This window comes from Mycobacterium sp., assembly GCF_052145595.1.
Lineage (GTDB): Bacteria > Actinomycetota > Actinomycetes > Mycobacteriales > Mycobacteriaceae > Mycobacterium.
The window spans coordinates 34,666-45,555 of record NZ_JBKQOI010000123.1; the positions used below are offsets into that span (position 1 = coordinate 34,666).

Annotated in this window: 10 protein-coding genes; 3 read left to right on the forward strand and 7 right to left on the reverse strand. The window is 65.6% G+C overall.

What is annotated here, in order from left to right:
• Positions 1-162: 162 nt before the first annotated feature.
• Positions 163-582 (forward strand): hypothetical protein, encoded by a 420-nt coding sequence (locus tag ACLP4W_RS10930; RefSeq protein WP_442386148.1) that lies wholly within the window; start codon positions 163-165, stop codon positions 580-582.
• The gene (locus ACLP4W_RS10935; RefSeq protein WP_442386149.1) at positions 569-1,057 is read left to right on the forward strand and encodes an FDXHR family putative zinc-binding protein; all 489 of its coding nucleotides are present in this window, start codon (positions 569-571) and stop codon (positions 1,055-1,057) included. Before ACLP4W_RS10930 ends, ACLP4W_RS10935 begins: the two co-directional genes overlap by 14 nt.
• A gap of 629 nt (positions 1,058-1,686) precedes the next feature.
• Here ACLP4W_RS10935 and ACLP4W_RS10940 read toward each other — a convergent pair.
• The 6 genes from ACLP4W_RS10940 to ACLP4W_RS10965 all read right to left on the reverse strand — a co-directional run bounded on the left by ACLP4W_RS10940 (position 1,687) and on the right by ACLP4W_RS10965 (position 8,149).
• Complete coding sequence (locus tag ACLP4W_RS10940) at positions 1,687-3,153, reverse strand: IS110 family transposase (protein WP_442386150.1); 1,467 nt, start codon at positions 3,151-3,153, stop codon at positions 1,687-1,689.
• A gap of 241 nt (positions 3,154-3,394) precedes the next feature.
• A complete protein-coding gene (locus tag ACLP4W_RS10945) occupies positions 3,395-4,627 on the reverse strand; it encodes an integrase catalytic domain-containing protein (RefSeq protein WP_442386151.1) in 1,233 nt (410 codons plus the stop codon).
• A 173-nt stretch (positions 4,628-4,800) separates the two neighbouring features.
• A complete protein-coding gene (locus tag ACLP4W_RS10950; protein ID WP_442386152.1) occupies positions 4,801-5,559 on the reverse strand; it encodes a sirohydrochlorin chelatase in 759 nt (252 codons plus the stop codon).
• Positions 5,538-6,281, reverse strand: a complete 744-nt coding sequence (locus ACLP4W_RS10955; RefSeq protein ID WP_442386153.1) for a phosphoadenylyl-sulfate reductase — start codon at positions 6,279-6,281, stop codon at positions 5,538-5,540. The genes ACLP4W_RS10950 and ACLP4W_RS10955 overlap by 22 nt, the downstream gene beginning before the upstream one ends.
• Positions 6,278-7,945 (reverse strand): nitrite/sulfite reductase, encoded by a 1,668-nt coding sequence (locus tag ACLP4W_RS10960; RefSeq protein WP_442386154.1) that lies wholly within the window; start codon positions 7,943-7,945, stop codon positions 6,278-6,280. Before ACLP4W_RS10960 ends, ACLP4W_RS10955 begins: the two co-directional genes overlap by 4 nt.
• Before the next feature lie 111 nt (positions 7,946-8,056).
• Positions 8,057-8,149 (reverse strand): Ms4527A family Cys-rich leader peptide, encoded by a 93-nt coding sequence (locus ACLP4W_RS10965; RefSeq protein ID WP_442386155.1) that lies wholly within the window; start codon positions 8,147-8,149, stop codon positions 8,057-8,059.
• 187 nt (positions 8,150-8,336) lie between these two features.
• Between ACLP4W_RS10965 and hemW the strand changes: the two genes are divergently transcribed.
• Positions 8,337-9,509 (forward strand): radical SAM family heme chaperone HemW, encoded by a 1,173-nt coding sequence (hemW, locus tag ACLP4W_RS10970; RefSeq protein WP_442386156.1) that lies wholly within the window; start codon positions 8,337-8,339, stop codon positions 9,507-9,509.
• Between the two features lie 3 nt (positions 9,510-9,512).
• Here the strand turns inward: hemW and ACLP4W_RS10975 are convergent, their stop codons facing one another.
• On the reverse strand, positions 9,513-10,757 hold the full coding sequence (locus tag ACLP4W_RS10975; protein WP_442386157.1) for a sodium-dependent bicarbonate transport family permease: 1,245 nt from the start codon (positions 10,755-10,757) through the stop codon (positions 9,513-9,515).
• Positions 10,758-10,890: the final 133 nt, after the last annotated feature.

Genomic DNA, 10,890 nt, shown 5'->3' on the forward strand with positions numbered 1-10,890 from the left:
CGGACGTGCCCGGGTGACCGTATCCCGTTAGCTTGCTGGTCGCGGCCTGTTAGTATGACCGCAAAATTGAATGTGTTTCGGCTCCTGCGACGCGCCGTGATGGTGCAAAAACCACTTATCCCCGGGTGAGAGCGGCCCGCGACCCGAAAGGGTTGGCGTCGCATGCCCAAAATCCCACCGCTGTCCCCTGCCCAGCTTTCTGAACGCGCTCGTATTGCCGCCAACACCCGCTGGGCCAAAGAACCAGACCGACTGGCAGCCACCGCTCCGGGGCGCCGGGCCATGCTCGAAGTGCTCGAGTGCCAGGTCGACCCCGAAGGCATCCTGCCCCCCACCGAGCGGGCCAAGCGTGCCGAGAACGCCCGTAAGGCCCAGCTGGCCAGGGCGAGGCTGAAAGCCTCACGAAAGCGTCAAGAGACCGCTGCGCTGGCCCGTGCCGACTTCGCCAGGACAAAGCTCGTGGAAGAGGCGCTGCAGGCGACGTTTGCAACCATCCTCGAAACTGTGCCGCTGTCCGACGAAGCACGTGAGCGCATCGCCGAGCTGATTCGCCAGGGCGGTGCCTCGAATGCGACCCCCTGAAAAAGTCGGCCCCCCCGGCACCACCCCGAGGGGAACCGACACCAACACCAGCGGCAGCCAAACCACTGATAGGCCTCAACTTACCGAGGACTGGCGAGCAGATGTAGCGCTCCTCGATGCCGCAGGGGCACCAATTCCCACTGTTCCCACTGTGATCGCAGGAATCTCCGACCCGTTTGGGGCCCTGCCTTTTAGATGTGCCTGTGGTGCCCGCTGGGCAGGTCTGAAAACCTGCCATTGCACCGCCTGCCACTGCACGTTCAGCACCGTCACGGCATTCGACAGACACCGCGTGGGCTCTCACGCCGACAGCACTCGCCGTTGCGTGCACCCGGCCAGGGCCGGACTCGTCGAAGCGGGCCGCCGCTATCGGTGCTGGGCGCAGGCCCGACGCGGCCACGGTGCGCAAGCACGCCGGGGTGATGTCGATGAACTGAGGCAAAAAGAGGCGGGCGGCCCAGGACCGGCTGACTAACAGGGTGCACCCGCAGAAGTAACCTTCGACCAAGTCGATCAGTGACCACCGCGACGACGTCGGGAGTGTCGGCGGACTGCGGCTACAGCCAGGGCATTAGCGCCGCCCGGCGACGAGAAGCCCTGCGCGAGTTCGGCGCCCGGCTGTCCGACCATCGGGGACTACGAGGGTGTGGTCGCAAGATCAGGAAGGGACGGGTCGGATCGTCCACCGAGATCTTGGAGGTGACCACATCGTGTCGCTGCAAGTGGCTATGCCCAACCTGTGGCTACACCGCCCGGTGGAGGCAGGCGGCCCAGCTGGAGCGCCGACTGCGTGGTTGGACGGCGCAAGGCGGGGCGGTGGGCTTGCTCACCCTTACCCAATCCCACTCCCTCGACGACGGTCTGAGTGTCCTGTGGGACCGGATGGAGGATGGGTGGGATGCGCTGAAAAGGGGATCAGGCTGGACCGCCGACAAACAAACCCATGGTGTCCGTGGGTACGTTCGCATCACCGAGGTCGTCCACAGCCCAGCGACGGGCTGGCATGTGCACTTTGACCGGAAAATACCCAGGGTGAGTAGGGCAGGCGACAGACCCGGCGAAGCTTGCGGGCCGGGTGATGTTGCGGCGTTGTGTATTTCGGGGCTACGCGGCGGGTTCGAGAGTGACGTGGAATCCCATCGCGGTCAGGTGGGCGATGTGGTTGCGGATCTTTCGCTCGGTGACGGCGCGGCTGGTGTGGTAGTCGAGGCCGAGGTCGTGGAATCGGGCGGTGGGGTTGGCGAGGAGGTGCCAAACGATGCGAAGGATGGAGCGGGCGACCGCGACCAGGGCCTTGAGTTTGCCGCGGCGTTTGACGATGCGTCGGTAGCGTTCGCCGAGGAAGGTGTCGGTGCGGGCGGCTGCGGCGGCGGCCTCGCCGAGTGCGCCTTTGAGGTAGGGGTTGCCTTTGCCGGTGCGGCCGGCGCGGCTTATGGGACCTGACTGGATGGTGCGCGGGCACAGTTTGGCCCAGGAGACCAGGTGTTCGGGTGTGGGAAAGCGGGTCATGTCCAGCCCGATCTCGGCGATGATCGTCTGCGCGGCGCGCTCGCCGACGCCGGTGATCTCGTCGAGCCGCTCGATGGCGGTCAGCCGCGTGCACTCGGCGATGGTGTCGACACTGATGTCGAAGCCGGCTGAGCGGCCGTCGCCACCATGTTCGGGTTCGACATCGGCGGCGGTGTCACCGGTCAAGGCGGCGACGTTCGGAACGCCTCCGCGGTGCTCGCGGCCCCTGTCCGGTTCGTCCATCGCGGCGATGAGCTGCTCGATGCGGGCGGTGAGGACGCCGATCTGGGCGGTGAGCGTGTCGATCTGGTCCAACAGCATCCGGGCCAGCTCCGCATGGTGAGCGTCGAAACGGCCGTCCAGCGCGGCGATCAGGGCCGACCGCTTGGTCTTCAACCGGCCCCGCGCCAGCTCGGCCAGTCGCCGCGGGTCGCGCTCGCCGGCGATGAGTGCTTCGAGCATGTCCCGCACCGACAGGGTGTCCAGGGTGGAAGCCACCGACGACACCTTGATCAGCGCGTCTTCGAGCAGCTTCTCCAGCCGCTGCCAGTAGCGGGAGCGTTCCCGGGTCAGGTCCTCGCGCAACCGGGTGTAATCGCGCAGCTGCCGCACCGGTGCCGGCGGCACGAAGCTGGGCCGCAGCAGCCCCTTCTCGGTGAGTTTGGCCAGCCACACCGCGTCGAGCTTGTCCGACTTCGGCCGTCCCGGCACGTTCTTCACATCCCGGGCGTTGACCAGCTGCACCGACAGCCCGGCGGCCTCCAGCAGGTAGTACCAGATCCGCCAGTAGTCCGATGTTGATTCCACGGTGACCCGCCCGACCCCGAGGCTGGCTAGCTGCTCGCCGAGTTCGCCAACCGCGCCGGTGGTGGCCGCCACGTCCCACACCCGGCTGACGCGGTGCCCCGACGTGCCGGGCAGCCGCACACACACCTTGCCCGTTGCCTTGGCTACGTCGATCGCGGCGACCCGCTCGATCACCAACTCGTGCTCGGCGTCGGGTATCTCCACCGGCCCCGCCACCGGCGCCGGCTTCTGCCTGTTCCTCCGTCGTGCTGCCACTTCGCCTGCCCTCCAATCGAATCCATCCATTCCATCGGGTGGGTCGCCCGGGGGCCTCGGTCAAGGGAACCGAAATTCTGACCGGCGTGCTCAAAGCAACAGTGCGTGACCCTTCCAGGTCGGGCCCCGGCGCCAAGCTCACGTGCGGGCTCTCACGCCCAAGAAAACATCGGCGTCGGCAGGCGACCCGACCCCATTTTCACGCCCGCAAGGCGTCCCCCGGAGGGATATGGAGCTCATGTCAAGATGCGCGCGAGGTGTGATTCGTTGACTCATTCGAAGGTGCGCGCGTGGGGACTGGGGCTTTGGTCTTGGGTCCGGCTTTGCTGGTGGTCAGGGTGAGCAGCTCGGTGGTAAGGGCCTGGATCTGCCGCCGCACGGCGGCGGGGTTGGTGCTGGCGTAGGTGCGGGCGAGGACCGCTTTGCGGTGATCGGTGATGCTTTGGTGGCCCATCGCGCGGTGGAACGGGGTGGTCGCCGTGTCATATTTCTTGGACACCTTGGCACCGTCACGGGTTTTGGATACCAGTTTTTGCTGCGGGTAGAAGTAGTTGGCCAGCCTGGAGTGCAGGTGCCAAATCTCGTTGAGTAAAAACAGTTCTGCGGCGGTGTCGTAGCGGTGGTAGCCGACCACGGTATGCACGACCGCCCAGTTCTTCTGCTCGACGTGGCAGCCGTCGTTTTTGTTGGCCGGTCGCGAGCGGGTGAAGGTGATCTGGTGCTTTTTGCACCAGATGAGCAAGTAGACGTTGATGAATTCAGATCCGTTGTCGGAGTCCACACCCAGAATCGGGAACGGCATCTTGGTGGCGATGTCATCCAGGGCGGCCAGCACGCATTTGCTGGCCTTGCTGGGCACCGAGCGGTTCTCGGTCCAGCCGGTGGCGATGTCGGTGACCGTCAGCGTGAATGCGTGATCGCCGGCGGCGTTGCCGCCGTCATGGGCGACCAGGTCAATCTCGACGAACCCCGGTCTGGCGTCGTCCCAGTCGGCCCAGGTGCGCACCGGGATCTGGCTTTTAAGCAGCGACCCCGGTTTGGTGGTGGCGCGGCCCTTGAGGTCGTGCTTGCGCCGTTCGCTCGCCAGGCGACGATCGATGGTGGCCGCCGACATCGACACCAGCAGCGCCGCGGTGTCCTCATCGATGACCAGCTCGCCGAAACGCCGCAATACCGCTACCAGCTCGCCCAACATCGGCGCCAGCCTTTTGCCAGCCGGCATTCCCAGCACCACCCAGCAAAACGTCAGCGCGGCAATGACTTCCGGTCCGTACTTCGGCGGACGCGGCAGCCTCGGCGCGGCGACCTTAGGCCACAACGCCGCCTTGAGCGCCTTGCGGGCATGGTTACGGTGCCAGCCCGTGGTGGCGCACAACTCGTCGAGAATCTTGCCCTTACCGCGCTTATCCGCCCGCACATAGCGGGTCGCGATCGTCGTGGTCACAGCCCTGCGCTCGGCCAACGTCAACCCCATCATCTGGGCCTACCGAGGCCGTACTCACCAGCCAGGCAGGCGCGCCGCACGCGCGCATTCTCAGGTGAGGCAACGAAGAGGGGCTACGCGCGCATTATTGGTGAGTCAACGCGGTGCCGCCCTGAAACCCCTGAAACCCCTGAAACGTAAGTGACGCAAGTGGTTTGATGTATTTAAGCCGCGAAGCGCTCGGCTCGAGCTTTCAAAGCCTGATCGAAGCGATCCAGCAGCGTCTCGGCCACCGACAGGTGTGCCCCGAGCGGTTCCGCCATCGCGATGCCCGCGTCGCGCGCGAAGCCCCGCACCCGGTCCGACAGCCGGCCTGGCGCCAAAAACCACGGCGCGATGACCACCCGCCGGGCGCCCCGCCGCCGCAGCCGGTCGGCGGCCTCGGCCAGCGAAGGTTCCGGACGCGTCGCGAACGCGGTCGTCGCACCCGCCCAGCGGGTGCCCGCCATCAGCTTTCGCGCCACTCGGGAAGCGCGTGCATTGGCCACCGGATCCGACGAGCCGATCGCCACCACCAGCACACCGAGCCGGTCGTCGAGCCGTGAGACGCCCAACTCGATCACCCGCTGACGCAGCAGCGAGACCAGCCGATCATCCTCGCCGAGCACGTCCGACTGCAGCACGTCGATTCCCCGCTCGGCGGTTGTGCAGCGAGCTATTTGGCCGGGGATGTCGATGCGGGCGTGGTAGGCGTCGGCCAGCAGCAACGGGGTGACGACCGCCGCACGGACGGTGCCCGACAGGCCGTTGAGCACGTCGACCAAGTTGGGCGCGTTCAGATCGCAAAAGGCCAGGCGCACGTCGAGGCCGGGGCGCATGCGCGCCACCCGGCCGGCGACCGCCCGCGCATTGGCCGCCGACCGTGGATCCCTACTTCCGTGGGCGGTCAGCACGAGTACCGTCACGACGCGTGCAACCCACATTCCGTCTTGGCCCGTCCCTGCCAGCGCCCGCTGCGCGGGTCGGCGCCCTCGGCCGGCTTGGCCGTGCAGGGAGCGCAGCCGATCGACGGATAGCCCTCGTGGACAAGGGGATTGACCAGCACGTCGTGCTCGTCGATGTAGGCCTGTATGTCCTGGTCGGTCCACGCCGCGAGCGGGTTGACCTTCACCAGCTTGAAGGCCTCGTCGAAGCTGATCAGCTGGGCCTTGGCACGGGTCGGTGCCTCGACCCGGCGCAGCCCGGTGACCCAGGCGGAGTAGCCACGCAGCGTTTTGCCCAACGGAACGACCTTGCGCAGCCGGCAGCACTCGCCGGGGTCCCGGGCGAACAGGTCTTTGCCCAGCAGTTCGTCTTGCTCGGGCACCGTGTTTTCCGGGGTGACATTGAGCACCCGAATGTCGTAGACCGACTCGATCGCATCCCGGGTGCCAATGGTTTCCACGAAGTGATAGCCGGTGTCGAGAAATATCACCGGTACGCCCGGTCGCACCTGGGCGGCCAGATCCACCAGCACGGCGTCGGCCATGTTGGAGGCGACGACGTAGTTGCACGTCGCCCAGCCGCGCGGCCCGTTGACACCGCCGAAGTTCTCGTCAGTCCACCGCAGCAGTTCGGTGGCGCTAGCGCCCTCGAGCTCCGCGGCGCCGTGGGCGGCAAGCTCCCGCAGTTCGGGTTCGGTCATCCTGGTCGCTTCGCCGCTCATCGCAGGTCGCCCTCCTCGGCGCGAACGGCCCACTGTGCGAACCGTTCACCGTCGGTGCGGTTCTTGACGAAATTGCGCACCACCCGATCGATGTAGTCGCCCAGTTCGTCGCTGGTGACCTTGTGCTGGCGCAGCTTTCGGCCGAAGCCGCTGTCGAGCCCGAGGCTGCCGCCCAGATGCACCTGGAAGCCCTCGACCGAGCCGCCATGACCGTCGTCGACCATCTGGCCCTTGAACCCGATGTCGGCGACTTGAATTCGCGCACACGAGTTCGGGCAGCCGTTGATGTTGACGGTGATCGGCACGTCGAGCGCAGAGTTGATGTCCTCGAGCCGGCGCTCCAGCTCGGGTACCAAATCCTGTGCCCTGCCCCGGGTTTCGGCGAACGATAATTTGCAGAATTCAATCCCGGTGCATGCCATCAGATTTCGGCGCCAATGCGATGGGCGAGACCGCAGCCCCAGCGCCTCCACGCCGGCAATGAGATCGTCGAGCTTGTCGTCGGGTACATCGAGGATGACCAGCTTCTGGTAGGGGGTGAATCGGATTCGGTCCGAACCGGCCCGCTCGGCAAGGTCGGCCACCGCCGAGAGGATGGTGCCCGACACGCGCCCGGCTATCGGGGCGGCCCCGACGGCGTTGAGCCCGTTTTTCAGCCGCTGCACGCCGACATGATCGATGGGATGCGTGACCGGTTCGGGGGCCGGGCCGTCGATCAAGGGTCGCTTGAGGTACTCGGTTTCGAGAACTTCGCGAAACTTTTCTATACCCCAGTCCTTGATCAGGAACTTCAGCCGCGCCTTGGCCCGCAGCCGCCGGTAGCCATAGTCGCGGAATACCGAGGTGACCGCGGCCCACACCTCGGGCACCTCGTCCAGTGGAACCCAGGCTCCAACACGCTGGGCCAGCATCGGGTTGGTGGACAGACCGCCGCCGACCCACAGGTCCAGACCGGGACCGTGCCCGGGATGGTTGACGCCGATGAACGCGATGTCGTTGATTTCGTGCGCGACATCCTGCAGACCCGAGATGGCGGTCTTGTACTTGCGCGGCAGGTCGGCGAAGTCGGGCTTGCCGATGTAGCGGCGCACGATCTCGTCGATCGCCCAGGTCGGGTCGAGCACCTCGTCGAGCGACTCGCCGGCCAGGGGTGAGCCCAGTATCACGCGGGGGCAGTCACCGCACGCCTCGGCTGTCTGCAATCCGACCTCGGCCAGCCTGCGCCAGATTTCGGGGACCTTTTCCACTTCGATCCAGTGCACCTGCAGGTTCTGCCGATCCGAGATGTCGGCGGTGTCGCGGGCGAACTCGGTGGAGATCTGGCCAAGCGTGCGCAGCGCTGCGGTCGAGAGCGCGCCGCCATCGCAGCGCACCCGCATCATGAAGTATTTGGCTTCGAGCAGTTCGGCGTTCTCGTCGCCGGTGAATGTGCCGTCGTAGCCCTGCTCACGCTGGGTGTAGAGGCCCCACCAACGGAAGCGGCCCCGCAGATCGGTTTTTTCGATGCTGTCGAATCCGGCCTTGGCGTAGACGTTTTCGATGCGTTCACGCACGTCGAGCGGGGCGCCGGCCTGCTTGAACTCTTCGTTGGCGTTCAGTGGTTCGCGATCTCCCAGCGCCCACTGGCCCTCACTGCGAGCCTTTGCGGGACGGGCTGTGGTCATTCGGAAGTTCTCCTTCGCGGGCATGGCAGGCGTGGATGCGCAACTCACCGATTGCTTCGGCTGGCGCAGATCCGGCGCCAGCTGGACGTACAGGTGGGCGGGTCTACGACGTCAAGCCAGACAGCTACAGCTGCAGACACGCTTGAGATCGATATGCCGCCGCGCCACGAGGGCAATGCGCAGGCTGGGCCGGGCGGCGGTCACGGCCCCATTCTGCCATGGATGGTAACCAGCGATGCCACCAGGTCAAATTTCTCCTCACGGTGATCCAAACTACGGACCAATCCTGGGTGGTTGGGTTGACATACCCGAGAATCCCCTGAGAGACCGTTCGCCTTCGTTGGGGGCGGCGGTCCCGGCTCGCCGTCTGCTTGCCGTGCGATGATTTGGCATGACCCTTCGCGAGGCACGTGTCGACCTGCCCGCCCTACAACCGAGTCCTGGACGGCCGTTCGGGTTGTACCTGCATGTCCCGTTCTGCATAACCCGCTGCGGCTATTGCGACTTCAATACCTACACCCCTGCCGAGCTGGGCGGCGTCAATCCGGACGCCTGGCTGCTGGCAATGCAGACGGAGCTCGAACTGGCGGCCGCGCGGTTGGCCGGACCGACGTTGAACACGGTGTTCGTCGGCGGGGGGACCCCATCGCTGCTCGGCGGCGAGCGCCTGGCCAAGCTGCTGGACATGGTGCGGCAGCAGTTCGCGCTGGCGCCCGACGCCGAAATCACCACAGAGGCCAACCCGGAGTCGACCTGGCCGGAATTCTTCGCGGCGATCCGGGCCGCCGGATACACGCGGGTGTCGCTGGGCATGCAGTCGGTGGCGCCACGCGTGCTGGGGGTCCTCGAGAGGGTGCACACCCCCAACCGGTCGGCGGCGGCGGCCCGCGAGGCCCTGGCCGCCGGCTTCGAGCACGTCAGCCTCGACCTGATCTACGGCACTCCGGGGGAGTCCGACGACGACCTCCTATGGTCCATCGACACGGCCGTGGAGACCGGTGTCGACCACGTGTCCGCGTACGCCTTGGTCGTCGAGGAGGGCACCGCGCTAGCCCGACGGGTCCGCCGCGGCGAGTTGGCCGCTCCCGACGACGACGTGTTGGCGCATCGCTACGAGTTGGTCGATGAGCGGCTGTCCGCGGCCGGGATGGGCTGGTATGAGGTATCCAACTGGTCGCGGCCCGGCGGTGAGTGCCGGCACAACCTCGGCTACTGGGACGGTGGCCAGTGGTGGGGCGCGGGACCCGGGGCGCACGGGTTCATCGGCGCGACGCGGTGGTGGAATGTCAAGCATCCCAACGCCTATGCGGAGATGCTAGCCGGCGCCGCGCTGCCCGTAGCAGGGTTCGAGGAGCTCGACGGCGACGCCTTGCACACCGAAGACGTGCTGCTGAAAACTCGCCTGCGCCAAGGGCTTCCGCTGGACCATCTGGGTGACGGCGAACGCGAACGCGCCGAAAACGCGGTCGCGGACGGGTTGCTGGTGTCCGACGGTGACAGACTGGTCCTCACCCCGCGAGGACGGCTGCTCGCCGATGCGGTGGTGCGGACGCTGCTGGGGTAGTTCTCAGGCGCCCGGGAACCAATGTGCGACTAAGCGATTGATCTCGATATAGAGCGGGATTCCGATGGTGACGTTATAGGTAAACGTCAGACCCAACGATGCAGCCAGCGGCAATGTGGGGCTGGCCTCGGGGATGGCCAGCCGCTGGACCGCTGGAACCATGATGTATGACGCCGACCCGCAGAGCACCGCGAATAGCACATAGGTGCCGGGTTGGAAGTGGGTGTTGGTGACGTCGGCGTAGGTGTAGGCCACCAGGATCCCCAGCGTCGCAAAGAGGTTCGGCGCCAGCAGACCGAAGAAGATGAAACCGCGGCCGGCAAGCTTGAGATCCCGCAACTTGCGGGACGCCGTCATGCCCATCTCGAGCAGGAACACGCAGAGCACACCCTGAAACGCCGAAACGAACAACTCGTTTTGGTCGTGCACGACCTTCTGCCCCTGCACTGCACTGATGAAGCCGATGAGTATGCCGCCGGAGAGGAGGATGAGCCCAGGGTTGAGGAAAACTTCCTGCAGGATCGCACGGGAGAAGATGGGCATCCTCTTGGCCTTACCGATGGGTGCATGCTGGTCGGGCTCCCAGTTCGGATGCTCCAGCTTTTCCATCGAGAGCTCGAGCTCCTGCTCGACACCGCGTTCGTGCTGGGTTTCGAGGCTCTCGCCGTGCGGGGGCCGGGCGGCGGTGCCGGGCCCGACGCCGACCTTGGCCGGTGGGGTGTAGCCGGGCTCGTCCGGCATGAACCCTTCCTCGTCCATCCCCTTGTGGCGCAGCCGTGCCACCAGGTACAGCGCCACCAGGCAACCGGGAAACTCCATGATGGCCAGCAAGACCGGCATGTAAGCGTTGAAGGCGATGTGGACGCCCGTCAGGAAGACCACGCAGGTGGCGAAGGTTCCTGCCGCGTCCGACCCGTAATAACCCGCGACCGTCGCTCTGTCGACCTGCCGTATGGCGGTCATGTACTTCAACAGGAAGTAGGAGGCTATACCGATCACGAAGTTCAAGACGAAACCCAAAAGCGTGAAGCCGGCGATGTTGTCGATGTCGGCTGGCTTGACCTTGGCGAGCTCTTCGCCTCCCTGCCAGCCGATGGCCAGCAGCAGGTACATGGTCAGGCCTTGGTAGATCGCAAAGGGGAACTCAAACCGGACCTTCAGGATCGGGATGAGGAACCCTAGGTAGAAAAACAGCAACAGCGGCTTGAAGAGATTGTGGGTGAAGTTTTGCCAGAACTCATAAAGCATTTGGTGCCTCCCGGTTATTTGGTCCGGTGAAGGGGGAAGCAGCAGCCGACGCGGCGCGGCCACGAACATCGATAAGCGTTAAGGACTTTGGAGACTGAGTCAACCCGTCTTTACAAACAATTAACAACTCTCT

Bases quoted from the DNA above. Each gene is read 5' to 3' on its own strand.
- ACLP4W_RS10930 (WP_442386148.1), top strand. From the start codon at position 163: ATGCCCAAAATCCCACCGCTGTCCCCTGCCCAGCTTTCTGAACGCGCT.
- ACLP4W_RS10935 (WP_442386149.1), top strand. From the start codon at position 569: ATGCGACCCCCTGAAAAAGTCGGCCCCCCCGGCACCACCCCGAGGGGA.
- ACLP4W_RS10945 (WP_442386151.1), bottom strand. From the start codon at position 4,627: ATGGGGTTGACGTTGGCCGAGCGCAGGGCTGTGACCACGACGATCGCG.
- ACLP4W_RS10950 (WP_442386152.1), bottom strand. From the start codon at position 5,559: ATGTGGGTTGCACGCGTCGTGACGGTACTCGTGCTGACCGCCCACGGA.
- ACLP4W_RS10955 (WP_442386153.1), bottom strand. From the start codon at position 6,281: ATGAGCGGCGAAGCGACCAGGATGACCGAACCCGAACTGCGGGAGCTT.
- ACLP4W_RS10960 (WP_442386154.1), bottom strand. From the start codon at position 7,945: ATGACCACAGCCCGTCCCGCAAAGGCTCGCAGTGAGGGCCAGTGGGCG.
- hemW (WP_442386156.1), top strand. From the start codon at position 8,337: ATGACCCTTCGCGAGGCACGTGTCGACCTGCCCGCCCTACAACCGAGT.
- ACLP4W_RS10975 (WP_442386157.1), bottom strand. From the start codon at position 10,757: ATGCTTTATGAGTTCTGGCAAAACTTCACCCACAATCTCTTCAAGCCG.